Source organism: Methylobacterium ajmalii (assembly GCF_036448855.1).
Lineage (GTDB): Bacteria > Pseudomonadota > Alphaproteobacteria > Rhizobiales > Beijerinckiaceae > Methylobacterium > Methylobacterium ajmalii.
This window is the reverse complement of sequence record NZ_JAZFXT010000068.1, coordinates 70,861-88,950: the sequence shown is the minus strand read 5'-3', so window position 1 is coordinate 88,950 and position 18,090 is coordinate 70,861. Positions and strand designations below refer to the sequence as shown.

At 73.1% G+C, this 18,090-nt stretch carries 16 protein-coding genes; 6 read left to right on the top strand and 10 right to left on the bottom strand.

Annotated features, from left to right (window positions below):
- Positions 1-276: 276 nt before the first annotated feature.
- The gene (locus tag V3T34_RS27915) at positions 277-2,919 is read right to left on the bottom strand and encodes an MMPL family transporter (RefSeq protein ID WP_305077720.1); all 2,643 of its coding nucleotides are present in this window, start codon (positions 2,917-2,919) and stop codon (positions 277-279) included.
- 402 nt (positions 2,920-3,321) lie between these two features.
- Between V3T34_RS27915 and ispH the strand changes: the two genes are divergently transcribed.
- Positions 3,322-4,275 (top strand): 4-hydroxy-3-methylbut-2-enyl diphosphate reductase, encoded by a 954-nt coding sequence (gene ispH / locus V3T34_RS27910; RefSeq protein WP_305077719.1) that lies wholly within the window; start codon positions 3,322-3,324, stop codon positions 4,273-4,275.
- 122 nt (positions 4,276-4,397) lie between these two features.
- Positions 4,398-5,552, top strand: a complete 1,155-nt coding sequence (gene hpnH / locus V3T34_RS27905) for an adenosyl-hopene transferase HpnH (RefSeq protein ID WP_048428969.1) — start codon at positions 4,398-4,400, stop codon at positions 5,550-5,552.
- Here the strand turns inward: hpnH and V3T34_RS27900 are convergent.
- The gene (locus V3T34_RS27900) at positions 5,475-6,215 is read right to left on the bottom strand and encodes a phosphorylase (protein ID WP_305077718.1); all 741 of its coding nucleotides are present in this window, start codon (positions 6,213-6,215) and stop codon (positions 5,475-5,477) included. The two genes, hpnH and V3T34_RS27900, sit on opposite strands and share 78 nt — an antisense overlap.
- Before the next feature lie 204 nt (positions 6,216-6,419).
- On the opposite strand from V3T34_RS27900, the gene V3T34_RS27895 reads away from it, so the two are divergent.
- Positions 6,420-6,962: a hypothetical protein gene (locus V3T34_RS27895; protein ID WP_305077717.1), complete on the top strand. Its 543-nt coding sequence runs from the start codon at positions 6,420-6,422 to the stop codon at positions 6,960-6,962.
- A 43-nt stretch (positions 6,963-7,005) separates the two neighbouring features.
- On the opposite strand, the gene V3T34_RS27890 is transcribed toward V3T34_RS27895, so the two are convergent.
- Positions 7,006-7,899 carry a 3'-5' exonuclease gene (locus V3T34_RS27890; protein WP_305077716.1) on the bottom strand — a complete coding sequence of 298 codons (894 nt, stop codon included), beginning with the start codon at positions 7,897-7,899 and terminating at the stop codon, positions 7,006-7,008.
- Between the two features lie 438 nt (positions 7,900-8,337).
- On the opposite strand from V3T34_RS27890, the gene ada reads away from it, so the two are divergent.
- The 3 genes from ada to V3T34_RS27875 all read left to right on the top strand — a co-directional run bounded on the left by ada (position 8,338) and on the right by V3T34_RS27875 (position 10,759).
- The gene (ada, locus tag V3T34_RS27885; RefSeq protein WP_305077715.1) at positions 8,338-9,441 is read left to right on the top strand and encodes a bifunctional DNA-binding transcriptional regulator/O6-methylguanine-DNA methyltransferase Ada; all 1,104 of its coding nucleotides are present in this window, start codon (positions 8,338-8,340) and stop codon (positions 9,439-9,441) included.
- Between the two features lie 122 nt (positions 9,442-9,563).
- Entirely contained in the window at positions 9,564-10,286 is a 723-nt protein-coding gene (locus V3T34_RS27880; RefSeq protein ID WP_060847863.1) for a DUF4142 domain-containing protein, read from the top strand.
- A gap of 257 nt (positions 10,287-10,543) precedes the next feature.
- The gene (locus V3T34_RS27875; RefSeq protein ID WP_060847862.1) at positions 10,544-10,759 is read left to right on the top strand and encodes a hypothetical protein; all 216 of its coding nucleotides are present in this window, start codon (positions 10,544-10,546) and stop codon (positions 10,757-10,759) included.
- A 13-nt stretch (positions 10,760-10,772) separates the two neighbouring features.
- On the opposite strand, the gene V3T34_RS27870 is transcribed toward V3T34_RS27875, so the two are convergent.
- The 7 genes from V3T34_RS27870 to V3T34_RS27840 form a co-directional block, all read right to left on the bottom strand.
- The gene (locus tag V3T34_RS27870) at positions 10,773-11,489 is read right to left on the bottom strand and encodes a ribonuclease activity regulator RraA (protein WP_305077714.1); all 717 of its coding nucleotides are present in this window, start codon (positions 11,487-11,489) and stop codon (positions 10,773-10,775) included.
- Positions 11,490-11,724: 235 nt separating this feature from the next.
- Complete coding sequence (locus V3T34_RS27865) at positions 11,725-12,195, bottom strand: hypothetical protein (protein WP_060847860.1); 471 nt, start codon at positions 12,193-12,195, stop codon at positions 11,725-11,727.
- A gap of 89 nt (positions 12,196-12,284) precedes the next feature.
- Positions 12,285-13,883, bottom strand: coding sequence for an ABC transporter ATP-binding protein (locus V3T34_RS27860; RefSeq protein ID WP_305077713.1), 1,599 nt, complete (start codon positions 13,881-13,883; stop codon positions 12,285-12,287).
- 4 nt (positions 13,884-13,887) lie between these two features.
- Positions 13,888-15,003: an ABC transporter permease gene (locus tag V3T34_RS27855; RefSeq protein WP_305077712.1), complete on the bottom strand. Its 1,116-nt coding sequence runs from the start codon at positions 15,001-15,003 to the stop codon at positions 13,888-13,890.
- A complete protein-coding gene (locus V3T34_RS27850) occupies positions 15,000-15,923 on the bottom strand; it encodes an ABC transporter permease (RefSeq protein ID WP_305077711.1) in 924 nt (307 codons plus the stop codon). Before V3T34_RS27850 ends, V3T34_RS27855 begins: the two co-directional genes overlap by 4 nt.
- Positions 15,924-15,933: 10 nt before the next feature.
- Positions 15,934-17,538 (bottom strand): peptide ABC transporter substrate-binding protein, encoded by a 1,605-nt coding sequence (locus V3T34_RS27845; RefSeq protein WP_407942792.1) that lies wholly within the window; start codon positions 17,536-17,538, stop codon positions 15,934-15,936.
- An 8-nt stretch (positions 17,539-17,546) separates the two neighbouring features.
- Positions 17,547-17,981, bottom strand: coding sequence for a GlcG/HbpS family heme-binding protein (locus V3T34_RS27840; protein WP_091744466.1), 435 nt, complete (start codon positions 17,979-17,981; stop codon positions 17,547-17,549).
- Positions 17,982-18,090: the final 109 nt, after the last annotated feature.

The window sequence follows — 18,090 nt, the reverse complement described above, 5'->3', positions numbered from 1 at the left end:
GGGCCTTCGCCTCTCCCCGCGGGCGGGGAGAGGGCCGTGTCGCCGTGCAGGGGACACGGCAAGCGCAGGCGAAGCCGAAGCGAGGGTGAGGGGGTCTCTCCGAATGAGGCTCTTCCGGAAACACCCCCTCACCCTCGGCTACCGCCTCGCTGTGTTCCTTGAACAGGAACACAGCCCTCTCCCCGCCCGCGGGGAGAGGCGAAACCCGCGCCATCATGAAAAAGCCCGCCCCTCGGCGGAGGGACGGGCCTCGTCGTTTGCTGAGCGGGCCGGCCCTCAGGCCGGGATCAGCGGATCGCGCCGCGCGGCATTCTCCGGCGCCCCGTCCTTGGCCTTCTGCTTCGGCGGCGGCCCGAGGAAGGCCGGGACGATGAAGAAGGCGGCCACCAGGGTGAAGAACAGCGACAGGGCGAGGAGCTTGCCCATGCTGGCGGTGCCCGGATGGCTCGACAGGACCAGCGAGCCGAAGGCGGTGCCGGTGGTGAGCGCCGAGAAGAAGATCGCCCGGGTCAGGCTCGAGGCCAGCATGTCGGCGACGCCGGCCCGCCAGGCGATCACGTAGTAGATGTGGAACGCCACGCCCACCGCCAGCATCAGCGGCAGCGCGATGATGTTGGCGAAGTTGAGCGGCATGCCGATCAGGTAGAGCGCCTCCAGCGTCCACAGGGTGGCGAGCACCAGCGGGCCGAGCGCCATGGCGACGTCCCAGGGGCGGCGCAGGGCCACCGACAGGATGATGAAGATCGAGAGCAGCGCCAGGAGGCCCGCCTCGACGAAGGCGCCGAGGATCGTGTGGCTCGACCGCGTGGTGGCGACCGGCGCGCCGGTCGCGTGCGGGGCCACGCTCAGGACCTCCTTGGAGAACTGGCGCAGGACCGCGTTGTCGTTCGAGTTGCCCTTGGGCTGCACCTCGATCCGGGCCTTGCCGTCGGCGGCGATCCAGTCGGAGCGGATCTGCGCCGGCAGGTTCTCGAGCGTGACCTTCTCGGGCGAGAGCAGGCCGCGCAGGCGGGTGAGCAGCGCCTTGAGGTTCGGCACCGTCGCGGCGGCGGCGGCCTCGCGCACCGACGGCTCGGCGCCGGCGAGGCGGTCGAGGGTGTCGGTGAAGCCCTGGATGGTGGCGAGCGGGCCGGAGGCGCCGCCCTGCTGGGCGCCTTGGGTGATGCCGCGCAGGGCCGCGACCGCGTTGCGGATCGCCGTCACCGTCTCGCGGTCGTTGGGGGCCGGGGCGACCCGGGGCGGGTTCAGCACCGGGCCCATCACCTGGGCGGCGTCCTCGATGGTCGCGAGCTTCTGGTCCTGGTCGGGCGGGACGAAGGTGTCGATGTCGATCACCCCGGAGACGCTCGGCAGCGCGGTGAGCCGCTTCACCATCGGGGCGATGGCGTCGCGGTTGGGCACGATCACGTCGATGGTGTTGGGGCTGGTCTTCGGATCCTTGGTCAGGTCGAGATAGGTCGCGACCGATTCCACCTTGGCGCTGCGCAGATGCATCGGGTTCGAGTCGAACGGCAGCCAGTAGAGCAGCGGCAGGCCCGCCACCGTGACGAGGCCGGTGAGCACCAGGACGAGCTTGCGGTTCGCGAGGATCCAGTGGTCGACCGAGGCCATGCCGGCGGTGCCGACCTCCTGCTTCTCGCCCGGCGGCCGCAGCACGGCGATCAGCGCCGGCAGCATGGTGAGGGAGAACAGGTAGGCGACGATCATGCCGGCGCCGGCGATCAGGCCGAGCTCGGACACGCCGCGGAAGTCGGTCGGGAGGAACGAGAAGAAGCCGGCGAGCAGCGACACCGCGGCGAGCGTCAGCGACCAGCCGACGCCGCGGGCGGCCGAGCGGATCGCCCGTTCGAGGTTCTCCTCGGTGAAGCGGTCGGCGCGGTAGCGCACCGCGAACTGGATGCCGAAATCGATGCCGAGGCCGACGAACAGCGCCGCGAAGGCGACCGAGATCGGGTTCAGCTCGCCGACCATCAGGAGGCCGAGCGCCGCCGTGACGATGAGCCCCGCGAAGGTGGTGATCAGCACCGCGACGACGAGGCTGCCGGAGCGCAGCGCCAGCCACAGGAACAGCACGATGGCGCCGCCGGTGACCGAGTAGTTCAGCGCCGCGTCGTCGGCGAGCGTCGCGAACTCGTCGTCCGCCACCGCGACCTGGCCGGTCAGGCGTACCCGCACGCCGTTGGCCTCGGTCAGGCCGAGGCTCCGGGCGGTCTCGCGGATCAGCTGGCTCGCCTTCTCGCCGGGCTGGAGGGCGTCGTAGTCGAGGACCGGCTGGGCGATGACGAAGCGGCGCAGGTCGCCGGGCTCCGCCTTGCCGCCCGACAGGAGCAGCTGCCACGACAGCTGGGCCCGCTCGCCCTTGAGGACGCGGTCGAAGACCTCCTTCATCTGGCCCATCGGGCCGACGAGGTCGTCGGGCTTGGCCTGGCCGGCCTTCACCCCCTGCGCCCCCATCACCATCGCCTGCATGATGCCGCGCAGGGACGGGTCGGCCGAGAGCGGCCCGAGCAGGCCCTGCTGCTGGATCAGCTTCTCGGTGGTCTGCTCCAGGTCCTTCTGGGGCATCAGCAGGAGGCCGTTCTTGTCGAAGAACGGGCCGCCGTCGGGCCGGTAGACGACCGGCAGCAGGTCCTTGTGGGTCGAGAGCGCCTTGGTCAGGCGGTTCGCCGCCTCCTCGGCCTGTTCCGGGGTCTGCCCGTCGACCACCGCCACGAGCAGGTTGCTGCGCTGCGGAAAGGTCTTCTCGAACTGGATCTCGTCCTGGCGCCAGGGCACGTCCGGCGTGATCAGGCGCTCGACGTCGGTGTTGATGCGGAAGAGGTGCGCTGCCGTGCCGGCGCTCGCGACGGTGAGCAGCAGCGCGGCCACGAGGACGAGCCAGCGCCGGTGTACGGAAAACGCCACGAGCCGTTCGATCACGATGCGAAGCCTGCCTCTAGCTCGCGGGCCGCGCGGCGGAATGCGGCGGCCCGGTGGAATCCCCTGGATCGGTCCGGCCCGTCGGCCGGTGCGGCGACGGTCCCCGCGGGCCCGCGCCGGCTGGGACCAGTATAGCGCGCAGGGCGGCGGCGCCCATGGTCACGGCCCACAACCCGCCTCGCTCCTGTACCGGAAGCGCGTCCGTGGCGCGCTAGGTAATGACCCGCAGGCCCGATTGCAACGCGTTGGGCGCAAACGCATCCCCGGCCCGGACGGCCGTCCGGGCGCGCCGCCGCGGCGCGCCCGCGGCTTTACCGGGCCGCCGGCCCCACCCTACACCTCGGCGGGACGGCCGGGTTCCGCCCGGCGGGACAGGTCCCGGAACGGAGGCGCGGAGGGCGAGTGGCGGGGACGCGGGAGAACGGGATCGACCTCGTGCTGGCCCAGCCCAGGGGCTTCTGCGCCGGCGTGGTGCGGGCCGTGGAGGTGGTCGAGCGGGCGCTCGCCCGGGACGACGGCCGCCCGGTCTACGTGCGCCACGCGATCGTCCATAACGGCCGGGTTGTCGCCGACCTCGAGGCCAGGGGCGCCCGCTTCGTCGAGAGCCTCGACGAGGTGCCCGACGGCGCCGTCACGATCTTCTCGGCCCACGGCGTCGCGCGGGCGGTGGAGGCGGAAGCCGCCCGCCGCGGGCTCCCGGTGATCGACGCCACCTGTCCGCTGGTCGCCAAGGTGCACAGGCAAGGGCAGCTCTACGCCGCGCAGGGCCGCACCGTGGTGCTGATCGGCCATGCCGGCCACGCCGAGGTCGAGGGCACGCTCGGGCGGATCGACGGCGCGGTCCGCCTCGTCGGCAGCGTGGCGCAGGCCGAAGCCCTCGACCTGCCGGCCGACACGAAGCTCGCCTACGTCACCCAGACGACGCTCAGCGTCGACGACACACGGGCGATCGTCGCGGTCCTGCACCGGCGCTTCCCCGACCTCGTCGGGCCGGAGACCCGGGACATCTGCTACGCGACCCAGAACCGCCAGGCCGCCGTGCGGGCCCTCGCGGCGGTGGCCGACCTGATCCTGGTGGTGGGGGCGAGGACCTCCTCGAACTGCAACCGCCTGCGCGAGGTCGCCGCCGAGGCCGGGCGGCCGAGCCGCCTCGTCGAGGGGGCCGAGGACCTGGCGGAGGTCGACCTCGACGGGATCCGCACGCTCGGGCTGACCGCCGGCGCCTCGACGCCCGAGGCCTCGATCGCCGAGGTGATTGCTGCGCTGCAGCGTCGCACCCCCCTGCGGATCTCCAGTCTGCCGGGCATCGTCGAGGGCGTGAGCTTCCCGCTTCCGTCGAGTTTGGGCCACAGTTAGGCGCTTTGGCACCCAGCCTGGACCCTTTCGAACCTAGCTTGCTGGAAATCCGCCACTTTTCGGGCTAATCAGCCCGCTTGGCACAGCACCCGACACGAACCACGACACAAGGAGCCTTGGTCTTGGGCATTCCTCTCCGGTACGTCGCGAAGATCGGCGGCTACATTCTCAAGCAGCACCTCACCGGCCGCAAGCGTTACCCGCTTGTCATGATGATGGAGCCGTTGTTCCGGTGCAATCTCGCCTGCGCAGGCTGCGGCAAGATCGACTATCCGGACGAGATCCTCAACAAGCGCCTGCCGGTCGACGAGGCGCTCGAGTCGGTCCGCGAGTGCGGCGCACCGGTGGTGGTCATCGCGGGCGGCGAGCCGCTCCTGCACAAGGACCTGCCGCAGATCGTTGAGGGCATCATCGCCCAGAAGAAGTTCGCGATCGTCTGCACCAACGCGCTCCTCCTCGAGAAGAAGATCGCGCAGTACAAGCCGAGCCCGTACTTCACCTGGTCGATCCATCTCGATGGCGACAAGGAGATGCACGACCAGTCGGTGTGCCAGCGCGGCGTCTACGACAAGGCGGTGGCGGCGATCCAGAAGGCCAAGGAGATGGGCTTCCGGGTCACGATCAACTGCACCTTCTTCAACAACTCCTCGGCCGACAAGATCGCGGACTTCTTCGACAGCGTGACCCGGATGGGCATCGACGGCATCACCGTCTCCCCCGGCTACGCCTACGAGCGCGCCCCCGACCAGCAGCACTTCCTCAACCGCCGGGCGACCAAGGACCTGTTCCGCGGCGTGTTCCGCCTCGGCAAGGAGAAGGGCCGCGAGAAGTGGACCTTCCAGCAGTCGGGCCTGTTCCTCGACTTCCTGGCCGGCAACCAGACCTACCACTGCACCCCGTGGGGCAACCCGACCCGGACGGTCTTCGGCTGGCAGAAGCCGTGCTACCTGCTCGGCGAAGGCTACGCCAAGACCTTCAAGGAGCTGATGGAGACCACGGACTGGGATTCCTACGGCACCGGCAACTACGAGAAGTGCGCCGACTGCATGGTGCATTCCGGCTACGAGGCCTCCTCGGTGGTCGACTCGGTGAAGAAGCCGTGGAAGCCGGTGATCTATGCGCTGCGCGGGATCAAGACCGAGGGCGAGATGGCTCCCGAGATCTCCCTCGAGAACCAGCGCCCGGCCGAGTTCGTGTTCTCACGCAACGTCGCGCAGAAGCTCTCCGAGATCCGGGACGCCAAGGCCGACGCCAAGAAGCGCGCGACAGCGGCCTAACGCGGCGAAGGCCGCCGACGAGTCGCGGGCGAGGCGCACCAGCCCGCCCACGCTCGCCCGGCGGCGCGCCAGCGCCGCCAGAACGGCGAGGATGTCGGGCTCGCCGTCCGGCTTGAGGGCCTTGGCGATCGCCGCCGGAAGGGCGCGGTCGGCCGGGTCGCACACCACCCGCACGGCGCAGAACGGCAGCCCGTGCGCCTCCGCGAAGGCGGCCGCGACGTGGGATTCCATGTCGACCGCCGCCGCCCCGGTCTCCGCCCGCAAGGCCGCCTTGGCGTGCGGAGACAGCACCGCCGCCTCCACCCCCGCGACATCGGCGAGCACCACCCGCACCGGCGCGTCCGCGAGCCGGCGGGCGAGGGCCGCGACGACCTGCGGGTGCGCCGGGTGCCGGACGCCGCCGGCGCTCACCCCCGTCGCCACCACGACGTCGCCCGGCACGAGATCGGGCGCGAGCCCGCCGGCGATGCCGATGCTCATCACCGCCCGGCAGCCCGGGGCCGCGCGCCCCTTGAGCATTTCCCGCAGCCGCTCCGGGTTGCCCCCGGCCCCCACCGTCGCCACGCCGGGCCCCGCGGCGAGCCGCGCCTCACGGGCGAGGCCCGTGACGGCGAGCACGGGATGGGGGCCGCGCGGGCCGGTGGTGTCCTCGACGACGGTCATGCGGAGCTCGGGGAACGCTGTGGGGAGGGGGGATCAGGCTCTCCCATACCAGAGCGGGCGAGCCGAGCATGTGGCGCCGGTGACACGGGGCGACGGCGGCGCCGTCGCACTCCGTTTCACGGAGCTATATTCCGGTTTCGCGCCCGTGCGGCGTCGCGAGCGGGGCGAGCCCTGCACGCGCAAGCGCCTTCCTGCAGGTGTCGGATGACCGCGACGAACGATGACGTCGACCGGGCACTCGCCGCGCATGTAAGCGGCGTCTTGCGGCACATCTGGGACCCGATCGGCATGGGAATGGAGGGGCCGCCGGACGAGTATGACCGGTACATCCCGGGCATCGTCGCCCTGTTGCACGGCAGAACGGCCTACGACACCGCGATCGCCGAGCACCTCATTCGCATTGAGACCTTGGAGATGCGGCTTTCCCCTCGGACACGGGTGAGGTCGACTTCGACCCGGGCGGCCCGTGCCTTGCTCGGCCTGCGTGATGCCTGCCTCGACGCGCCCCACCTGCTCGTCGCTCAGATCATCAGCTGGAACGGGCTGCACTGCATCTGGATTTTCCGGCGGTCCGACGGACTGCACAATTACCAGCACGCCGTGTTCCGGAGCGAGAACGACGAGAACGGCGAATACGGCTGGTGGGCCGATACCGGGGAGGGGCGACCGGGCCTTTTCTCGACCGCGACCGCCGCAGAGGCCGAAGCACGTGCGACGATAGGCTGGCTGCGGACGTGCGACGGCTGACTGGCGCGCCCGCCTCCGGATCGGCGAGGCGGCCGCCGTGCCCCTACGCCTCCGGATCCGCCCGGTTCGAGAACCGGTCCCGCGCCGTGAAGCGGTCGGCGGGCAGGCCGGAGGGCAGGGTGCCGCGGTAGATCTCGCGCGACAGGAAGGTGCGCTCGATCTCGATCTGCTCCTCGTCGAGGTCGACGTACCAGCAGCGGCGCCGGGGCGACCAGCGGTAGTTGCGGTCCTTGAGCCGGTCCTTGAGGGCGATCGGCGCATCGGAGGCCCAGAGCCGCACGGTGGGGCGGCGCGCCGCCTCGAGCAGCGCCGTGAAGGCGAGGCGGCCGGAGGTGCGCAGGGGCCGGGCCAGGATGGCGAGCAGGGCCTCGCAATCGTCGATCGCCCGGTGGCCGTTGTGGAACCGGCCGTGGTCGGCGAGCAGGTGGCCGAGCCGCATCCCCTCGTGGCCCTCCGCCCGCCAGGGGATCTGGTGGCAGGAGCAAGCCCAGTTGCGCGAGACGAAGACCGGCCAGCGGCGCTCGCACATCTGCCGGTCGAAGCGGGCGTTGTGGGCGATGACGACCCGGGCCTCCGCCGCCAGGCACTCGACCGCCGCGTCGTCGATGCGCTGGCCGGCGACGTCGGCATCGGTGATGCCGGTGAGGCGCACCACCGCCTCGGGGATCGGGATGGACGGCTGGTGGAGCTGGTTGAACCGCTCGAGCACCCGGTAGATCCGCCCGCTGGCGCCGTACTCGAACTTGATGATGCCGAGCTCGATCACCTCGTCGGCGGTCACGTCGATGCCGGTGGTCTCGGTGTCGAGGATCAGGCCGACGAAGGTCGGCTCGTCGGGCTCCGCGGCCGGGGGCACGAAGGGGCCGAGGCGGCGCAGCACCCGGTAGTCGCCGGTGCGCTCCAGGATGGCGGCGATGTCGTCGAGCGCGTCGGTCAAGCGGCGGTCACCCCGAAGCCCAGCGGCCGCGCGGCGGCGGCGCATGTCGTTGCTTGGGGCAAGGCTTACCCCCGGGCCGGCCATCCGGCCAAGAGCCCGGCCGCCACGCTCCACCGCAATCGTCGCCCGACAAACAAGACCCCGCGACCCTGTGGGCCGCGGGGCAAGTGGAGGAGATCCGAGGAGCAGAAGGCCCCCGCCGGCCGGGGAGGACGCGTGGCGGGCGGGGGCGCCGGGCCCGCTCGCGCGGGCCCGACCCACCCCCAACCGGCCGCCGCTTCCCCGGTTTCGGGGACGGCGGAGAAAGCTCCGCGGGAGTAAACCTCGATCAAGCCGGGCCGTGCGAGACGCCGGAATTCGGCAGCAAGCGCCGGGATGCGGCGTGACGGCGACGAGGCCAGGATGACGCCATCGCCCGGACAGGAAGGCACGAGGCTGATGCGCAACCCGGACCCTGCCGCCGCTCCCCCGCCCCTCGACGACGCCGCGCGCTTCGCCGCGGTGGCCCGGCGCGACCGGGCGGCGGACGGCCTGTTCGTCTACGCGGTGCGCACGACCGGGGTCTATTGCCGGCCGAGCTGCGCCGCCCGGCCGGCCCGGCCCGAGAACGTCAGCTTCCACCCGACCTGCGCGGCGGCGGAGGCCGCGGGCTTCCGGCCGTGCCGGCGCTGCCGCCCGAACGAGGCGAGCCTGGCCGAGCGCCAGGCCGAGGCGGTGGCCCGGGCCTGCCGGCGGATCGAGGCGGCGGAGACACCGCCGGCGCTCGCCGACCTCGCGGCGGCGGCGGGCTTGAGCCCCTACCATTTCCATCGGGTGTTCAAGCAGGTCACCGGGGTGACGCCGCGGGCCTACGGCGCGGCCCGGCGGGCGGCGCGGGCGGCGGACGGGTTGCGGCAGGAGGACAAGACCGTGACGGATGCGATCTACGAGGCCGGCTACGGCGCGGCGAGCCGGTTCTACGACGCGGCGCCGGAGCGCCTCGGCATGACGCCGACCGCCTATCGCAGGGGCGGGGAGGGCGCGGCGATCCGCTTCGCGGTCGGCGCCTGCTCGCTCGGCCACGTCCTGGTGGCGGCGACCGAGCGCGGCGTCTGCGCGATCCTGCTCGGCGACGAGCCCGACGCGCTGCTGCGCGACCTCCAGGACCGCTTCCCGAAGGCGGCGCTGACGGGAGGCGACGCGGGGTTCGAGGCGACGGTGGCGCTGGCGATCGGCCTCGTCGAGGCCCCGGGCGCCGCCCCGGCCCTGCCGCTCGACATCGGCGGCACCGCCTTCCAGCAGCGGGTCTGGCAGGCCCTGCGGGCGATCCCGCCCGGGCGCACCGCGACCTACGCGGAGATCGCCCAGGCGATCGGCATGCCCAAAGCCGCCCGGGCGGTGGCGCTCGCCTGCGGCGCCAACCCGATCGCGGTCGCGGTGCCCTGCCACCGGGTGGTGCGCCAGGACGGCGGCCTGTCGGGCTATCGCTGGGGCGTCGCGCGCAAGCGGGCCCTGCTCGACCGGGAGCGCGACGCCGGGGACGGGCCGCGGGACAGGACCTAACGGCGCTTCACTCCCGCTGCGGAACTTTCCCTCAGGAGACAGGTTGTGGCGGCGAAGGGGCGTCAGGCTTTCGCAGTGCGGTCGTCCGTACGGCAAAGCTATACACGAATGGACTCTATTCAATGTCTCGCACTGCACTTCTGGCCGCGCTCGCCGTGACGGTCGCCGGCAGCCTGCCGGCCGCGGCCCAGAACCTCGTGATCTTCCCGAACGACCGTCCGGCGGCCGAATCCACCGAGGCGTTCCGGGCCGAGGCCCTGCGCAGCGACGCCTACAACATCGAGGCGAGCCGCCTCGCGCTGCAGAAGTCGGGCAACCGCGCCGTGCGCGGCTACGCCGAGCAGACGATCGTCAACCGCCAGGCCACCACCGACGCGCTCCTGCCCCGCGGCACCTCGCTGAGCTCCTCCGGCACTGTGGTGGGCGATGCCGGCAACGGCGGCCTCCTCGGCTCGGGCGGCCTCCTGACGGCCCCGCTCGCCATCGCCACCGCGCCGATCGCGGTGGTCGGCAACGTGCTTCAGGGCCAGCCGGCCTTCGGCCGCTCGCTCGTCGACACCAACCCGGGCACCCCGGGCCGCCGCGTCGCCCTCGACCCGGCCCGCGAGCAGCGCCTGGCGCGCCTGCAGGCCGCTCCGAGCGGCAAGCGCTTCGACGCGCTCTACACCGCCGACCAGGCCCGGGCCCAGGGCGACAGCGTGCAGCTCTACGAGACCTATTCGCGCTTCGGCGACAGCCAGGTCGGCCGCACCTTCGCCAACGAGGCCAAGCCGATGCTGCGCGAGGATGCCGGCGAGGCCGACCGCCTGGCCGACCGCTACTCGAACGCCGACTCGCTGTTCTGATCGCACCGGGTCGACGGGACCGGCCGGGCGGAGGTTTTCGCCCGGCCCGGGCCGCGCCCGGCCATCCGGCGCCGCCCGTCCCCGGGGACCATCGCGGGACAGATCCTGTCTCCGGGCGGGCCTCCGGGACCGAATTTACGCAGGGGACGGATCGTTGCGCGGAGATCGGCGTTCTCTCCCCGACCCCCTGCCGTCATGCTTTGGCGCCAGGCCCGATACCACTCCGTCGCGCGAGCTTCCCCGTGGAGCGCCAACCCATGTCGTGCCGCCACAACGCCGTCGCTCCCCAGCCGCACCTGATCGCGACCGCGCCGTCGCACCTGCGCAAGTGGCGCCGCTTTCCGAGCGCGCTGCCGCAACCGGCGAACGACAACGGCCGCGCCGGCTACAGCGCCGAGGCCGGCCTGTGGGCCGCGGCGCTCGGTGCCACCGCCACCATGGTGGCGGTGCTGATGGTCGGGATGATGCTGTAGGCCGGATCCCGGCTCAGCGCCCCGTCTTCTGCCGCCAGGCCGCGAAGTCGGCCTTCGCCCGCTCGTCGATCAGCGGGTAGAGGCCGATCACGCCGCGGCCGTTCTGCACCTCCTCCAGCACGAAATCCTCGAACACCGTCATCTCGGCGGCCTCCGCGGCGATCTCGTCGGCGATCTCCGCCGGGATCACGATCACCCCCTCGGCGTCGCCCACCACCACGTCGCTGGGAAACACCGCGACGTCGCCGCAGCCGATCGGCACGTTGATGTCGAGCGCCTGGTGCAGGGTCAGGTTGGTCGGGGCGGACGGGCGGTTGTGGTAGGCCGGGAAGGGCAGGGCGCCGATCTCGGGCGAATCGCGAAAGCCCCCGTCGGTGACGACGCCGGCCGCGCCCCGCTTCATCAGCCGCGTCACCAGGATCGCCCCGGCGGAGGCCGCCCGCGGGTTCTTTCGGCTGTCCATCACCAGCACCGCGCCCTCCGGGCATCGGTCGACCGCGACGCGCTGCGGATGACCGGGATCGCGAAAGACCGCGAGCGTGTTCAGGTCCTCCCGGGCCGGGATGTAGCGCAGGGTGTAGGCTTCGCCGACCATCGCCCCGGCCTGCGGGTTGAGGGGGCGCACGTCCTGGATGAACTGGTTGCGCAGGCCGCGCTTGAACAGGGCGGTGGCCAGGGTCGCGGTGCTGACGGTCTTCAGCGTCGCGCGGGTCTCGGGGCTCAGGGGCATCGGGGCTCTCCGGTCGGGCGCCGAGGCCGCGGGCGGGGGAAAGCCCGTGGGACGCCGTGCCGCCACCGATCCTCCCCGCCACCCGGACGACTTCGCCGCTCCGCGGCCGCCGGTCCGGCAGCCTGTGACGCGCCATTGAAGCACTAATGTTTTAGTACATCAACCGGTTTGCCAGAGCTTCGTCGGAGCCGAAGTCCTCCCCCGCGGAGGGGGAGGATCCGGGCAGGGGTACGTCTTACTTCTTGCGCGGCGCCGGGGGCGGGGGCGCCGGGGGCTCGTCGCCCCCTTCGTCGGCCTCGCCGCCGCCGATGGTGGTCTTGAGCGCGAAGGCGACCAGCGGGCTCGCGACGTCGACCACCTCGGCCTTGGTCAGGCCGTCCTTCGGGTCGTAGCTGCCGACCAGCATGACGGTGCGGTTCTCGCTCTTGGCGAGGTCGAGACCGTCGCCGGAGACGGCCACCGGCTTGCCGGCGATCTCGTCGGCCTTGCGGTCGTTGGTGAACAGCACCGTGACCTTGCCGTCCTTGACCACGCCGACGTAGCAGATCTCCTCCGGCGTCCGGCACGGGAACAGCATCGCGGCGACGGGATCGGGCTGGGGTGCCTCCTTGGGCGGCGGGGGCTTGGGCGGGCCCTTCGGGGCAGGCTGGGCGGCGGCCGGGACGGCGGTGAGCGCGAGCAGCGTGAAGGCGAGCGCGGAGCGCATCAATCTCGTTCTCCAGGTGGTGCCCTATCGGAAGGCGCGAAGTGGCGCGCCGCCGCCGGAGGTTCAAGGGCGGGGTGGCCCGGGACGCCTCACGCCTGCGCGAGGCCGCCGTCGAGGTCGGCCGCCGCCACGAGGTCCCGCGTATAGGCCTCGCGCGGGCGGGCCAGCACCGCGTCGGTCGGGCCGCGCTCGACCTCGCGGCCGGCGCGCAGGACCAGCACGGTATCGGCGAGCGCGCGCACCACCGCGAGGTCGTGGGAGATGAACAGGTAGGCGAGGCCGTGCGCCGCCTGGAGGTCGCGCAGCAGGGCGACGATGTCGCGCTGCACCGTGCGGTCGAGGGCCGAGGTCGGCTCGTCGAGGACGACGAGGCGGGGCCGCAGGATCATCGCCCGGGCGATGGCGATGCGCTGGCGCTGCCCGCCCGAGAAGGCATGCGGGAAGCGGTGGCGCCAGGCCGGATCGAGGCGGACCTCCGCGAAGGCCTCCGCCGCCCGGGCGTCGCGCTCGGCGGCGGCGAGGTGGGGGGCGTGGACCCGCAGGCCCTCCGCCACGATCTCGCCGGCGGTGAGGCGCGGCGAGAGCGAGCCCATCGGGTCCTGGAACACCGGCTGGAAGCCGCGGCGCAGGGGGCGGAGCGCCGCCCGGTCGAGGGCCGTCAGGTCGCGGTCCTCGAACCGCACCAGGCCGTGGGCGGCGGGTTCGAGGCGGATGAGCGCCCGGCCGAGGCTCGACTTGCCGGAGCCCGATTCGCCGACGACCCCGATCGTCTGGCCGGCCCGCAGGGTGAGATCGATGCCGCAGACCGCGAGCCGCGGCGGCTCCGCCCGGAGCAGGCGCCGCCGGCCGGGATAGCCGACCGACACGCCGCGCGCCTCCAGCACCACGGGGGCCTCCGCGGCCACCGGCGCCTTGCGGCCCGCCGGCTCGGCGGCCAGCAGATCGCGGGTCTCGGGCGCCCGCGGGTTCCGGAACAGCGCCCCGGTCGGCCCGGTCTCGACGAGGCGCCCGGCGCGCAGGACCGCGGTACGGTCGGCGATGCGCCGCACCAGCCGCAGGTCGTGGGTGATGAACAGGAGGGCGAGCCCGAGGCGCCGCTTGAGGTCGGCGAGCAGCGCCAGGATCTGGGCCTGGACGGTGACGTCGAGCGCCGTCGTCGGCTCGTCGGCGATGAGGAGATCGGGCTCGCCGGCGAGCGCCATGGCGATCATCACCCGCTGGCGCTCGCCGCCGGAGAGCTCGTGGGGATGGGCCGAGAGGCGCGCCGCCGCATCGCGGATGCCGACGAGGTCCAGGAGCTCGCGCGCCCGCGCCGCCGCCTGGCGCCGGCCCATGCCCTGATGGGCGCGCAACGGCAGGGCGATCTGGTGGCCGATGGTGAAGAGCGGGTCCAAAGCCGTCATCGGCTCCTGGAACACCAGGCCGATGCGGGCGCCGCGGATCCGGTCGAGGGCGGGGCGGTCCAGCGCCGTCAGCTCGGTCCCGTCGAAGCGCACGCTTCCCGAGACCCGCGCCGGGGACGGCAGCAGGCCGAGGATCGCGAGCGCGACCTGGCTCTTGCCCGAACCCGACTCGCCGACGAGGGCCAGGGTCTCGCCGCGTGCGAGGTCGAGGTCGAGACCGTCGAGCGCCGTCACGCCGGCCTCGGGGTAGCGCACGGTCAGGCCGCGCAACTGCAGCAGGGTCATGCGCTCACCCCCGCACGTCGAGGGCGTCGCGCAGGCGCTCGCCGAGCAGCGTCAGGGCGAGCAGGCTGGCGACGAGGAACGAGGCCGGCACGATCAGCATCCACGGCGCGGTCTCGAGGGAGCGGGCGCCGTCGGCGATCAGGACGCCCCAGCTCGTCGCCGGCTCCTGCACGCCGAGGCCGAGGAACGACAGGAAGCTCTCGATCAGGATCACCCGGGGCACCATCAGGGCCGCGAAGGCGACGACGGGGCCGAGCAGGTTGGGCACGACGTGCCGGCGCAGGATCGCGCCCGTCGAGAGGCCGAGCGCCTCGGCCGCCCGCACGTAGTCGCGCCGGCGGATGGCCTGAGCCTCCGCCCGGACGATGCGGGCCATGTCGAGCCACTCGACGGCGCCGACCGCGACGAAGATCAGCGCCACCGAGCGGCCGAAGAACACCACCAGCATGATGACGAAGAACACGAAGGGCAGGGAGTACAGGATGTCGACGAGGCGCATCATCGCCGCGTCGACCCGCCCGCCGAGCGTGCCGGCGAGCGCCCCGTAGACCACCCCGATGCCGAGCGCCACCGCGGTCGCCATCAGGCCGAGCGCCAGGGACAGGCGGCCCGCCGTGAGCGTGCGGGTGAGGAGGTCGCGCCCGAGCGCGTCGGTGCCGGCGAGGAACCGGAGCGCGCGCAACGGCGCCTCGACGGTGAGCCGCCGCCCGTCCTCGGAGCGCCCGAGGAGGCGGGCCTCGCCGAAGGTGTCGGAGCGGGAGAAGAAGGTGAGCACCCGGTCGTCGATCGGCCGGTCGGAGGCGAGCGTCAGGCGCACCGCCTCCCCGGTGACCGCGACGTCCTCGGCCCGCACCCGCATGCGGAGGGCCAGCCGGTCGAGGGCCGGGCCCACGGCCTCGGGCTTGGGGTAGAGCGCGAGCGAGGGCGGGACGCCCGGATAATCGTAGTAGAGCCGGTCGTAGGGGTGGCCGGTGGCGAAGGGCCCCAGCAGGCAGGCGAGCGCCACCACGACGAGGAGCGCCGCGCAGGCCCGCGCGAGCCCATCACCGAGGAGGCGGCGCCGGGCGCGGGCGAGGAGCGAGGCCTCGGCGAAGGCGAGGCCGGACGGGGACGGGCTCACCCGAAATCCCTCAGGCGGGGATCGATGAGCGCGCAGGCGAGGTCGGACAGGAGGTTGAGCACGAGGACGAAGACCGCGATCAGCACCACCGTGCCGAGCACCAGCGTGTAGTCCCGGTTGATCGCCCCGTCGACGAAGTAGCGCCCGACCCCGGGCAGGCCGAAGACCGTCTCGACCACCACCGAGCCGGTGAGGAGCCCGGCCGCCGCCGGCCCGAGATAGGACACGACGGGGAGCGCCGCGCCGCGCAGGCCGTGGAGCGCCAGGGTGCGGGGCGGGAGCCCCAGCGCCCGCAGGGTGCGCCAATGCGGCCGGTCGAACACCTCGACGAGACCGGCCCGGACGAGCCGCGCCACCACGGCGACCTGCGGCAGCGCCAGGGTGACGACCGGCAGGACGAGGTTCTTCGGGCTGCCGTCGTCCCAGCCGCCGACGGGGAGCCAGTGCAGGGTCAGCCCGAAGGCGATCTGAAGGAGCGGCGCGACCACGAAGCCCGGCACGGTGAGCGCGAAGGTGCCGAGCGTCGTCACCGCATGGTCGAGGACCGAGCCCCGCCGCAGGGCCGACAGCCCCCCGAGCAGCGTGCCGAGGACGAGCGAGACGAGGAGGGCGAGCCCACCCAGCGTCATCGAGACCGGCAGGCCGCGGGCGAACAATTCGGCCACCGAGAGGTCGCGCACCGAGAAGGACGGCCCGAGATCGCCGCGCGCCAGCGCCGCGAGGTAGCGGCCGTACTGGACGAGCAGCGGCTGGTCGAGGCCGTAGACCCGGCGCAAATTCTCCATCGCGGCTGCCGGCAGCGGCCGCTCCAGGTCGAACGGGCCGCCCGGCGCCAGCCGCACCAGGAAGAACGACAGGGTGACGACGATGAACAGCGTCGGGACGGCCTGGGCGAGGCGGCGCAGCACGTAAGGAATCATGCGCGGGGCATCACGCGAGCGACAGCCAGCGCGTCGGCGAGACGCCGCGCAGGTTGGGCTGGAAGCCGCGCAGGCGCGGGCCGATCAGGTGCTTGTGCCGGTAATGCAGCAGCGGGATCCAGGGCAGGTCGGCGAGGAAGAGTTCTTCCGCACGGTAGAGGATCCGGGCGCGGGCCTGGAGGTCGGTCTCGCGGGCGGCCTCGCGCATCAGGGCGTCGTAGGCCGGGTTGGCGTAGCGCCCGGAATTGAAGCCGTCGTTGCCGCTCTCGACCAGGAACAGGAAGTTCTGCGGGTCGGCATAGTCGGCGAGCCAGCTCATCCGGGCGATGTCGAACGGTCCGCCGTCGCGCAGGTAGGCGAAATGGGTCTTGGCGTCGGTGGCGGCGAAGGCCGTCGCGACGTTGAGCGGGCGCCACATGTCGGCGATCGCCACCATGGTGTTCCGGTTGTTGTCGGTGATGTTGTAGCGCAGCTCGACCGCGAGCGGGGTCCCGCCCGGGCCGTAGCCGGCCTCGCGCAGGAGCGCGACCGCCGCATCCTCGCGCTCGAGCGGCGAGAGGTCCCGGCCGGGCATCGTCGGCGGGGGAAGCGCGTTGTCGAGCCCGGCCGGCGTCAGCGAATAGGCCGGCAGCATCGTCTCGCCCCACACGGCGTCCGCCAGGAACTCGCGGTCGAGGGCGAGCGACAGGGCCCGGCGCACCCGGGCGTCGCCGAGGGGGCGCTTTCGCACGTTGACCATCAGCGCCAGCACGCCGAGGGCCGGATTGAGCACCACACCCGCGCCGAAGCGGGCCTTGAGCGCCTTCACCTGGTCGGCCGGCAGGTCCTCGAGGGAATCGATCTCGCCGGCGGCGAAGCGGCGCACCGCGGCGGCGAGGTCGGGGGTCGGGATGTACTCGACCCGGGGGATCGCGATCGCGGCGGCATCGCGGTGATGCGGGTTGCGGACCGCCGTGATCCGGTCGTTGGGCGAGAAATCCTTCAGCACGTAGGCGCCGTTCGACACGAGGTGGCCGGGCCGGGTGAAGGCGTCGCCGAAGCGGGCGAGCGACGGCCGGTGGAGCGGCGTGCTCGCCTGGTGCGCCATCAGCTCGACGAAGTAGGGGGTCGGCTGGGCGAGCCGGATCACCACCGTGAGCGGATCGGGCGCCGCGACCCCGACGGCGTCCACCGGCATCGCCCCGCGGTTGACCGCCTCGGCGTTCAGGATCGGCGCGAGCACGCTGGCGTACTTCGCTCCCGTCGCCGGGTCGAGCATGCGCCGGAAGCCGTGCACGACGTCGTCGGCGACGACCGGGTCGCCGTTCGACCAGCGCCCGTCGGGGCGCATCGCGAAGGTCCAGGTGAGGCCGTCGGCGGAGGTGGTCCAGCCCGCGGCCGCCCCCGGCACCAGGTCGCCGTCGGCGCCGTAGGTGCTCAGGCCCTCGTAGAGGTCGAGGAGGATCGTCGCCTCGGCCACGGTCGAGGTCTTGTGCGGGTCGAGGGTCTCGGGATCGGCGCCGTTGCCGCGCCGGTAGGCGGCGGGGCCGGCCGCGCGGGCGGGGGCCGCCGCGCCGAAGGGCACGGCGCCGAAGGATGCGGCGCCGAACCCCGCGAGGACGTCCCGGCGCCGCACGGCGCGGCTCAGGCGCCGGCCTGGGCCTGGAGGCCGGCGGCCTCGATGCCGGCGAGCGCCGCCTTCTCGTCGTTGTCCGAGGTGTCGCCCGAGATGCCGACCGCGCCGAGGAGCACGCCGTCGCGCTTGATCAGCACGCCGCCCGGGACCGGGATCAGGCCGGCGGGGCCCGCCACGTGGGTCACGGCGGCGACGAAGTAGGCCTGCTCCTCGGCCCGCTTGGCGATGGCGCGCGAGCCGATGCCGAGCGCCAGGGCGCCGTTGGCCTTGCCGAGGGCGATCTCGGCCCGCTTGAGGCTGGTGCCGTCCTCGACGGAGGCCGCCTTGAGGGCGCCGCGGGCGTCGAGCACCACCACCGCCAGGGGCTTGAGCCCGAGGTCGCGGCCGGCCTTGAGGGCGGCGGTCACGAGGGTCGAGGCGGCGTCGAGGGTGAGGTCGGACATGGTGTCGGGAACTCCGGGTCGTCGGATGGGCGGACCGCGCGGGCGGGCCGCCATCCTCGGGTCCCCGGGGCTTACCCTGCCGGGCCGGGGGATGCCAGGGCCGGGGTGC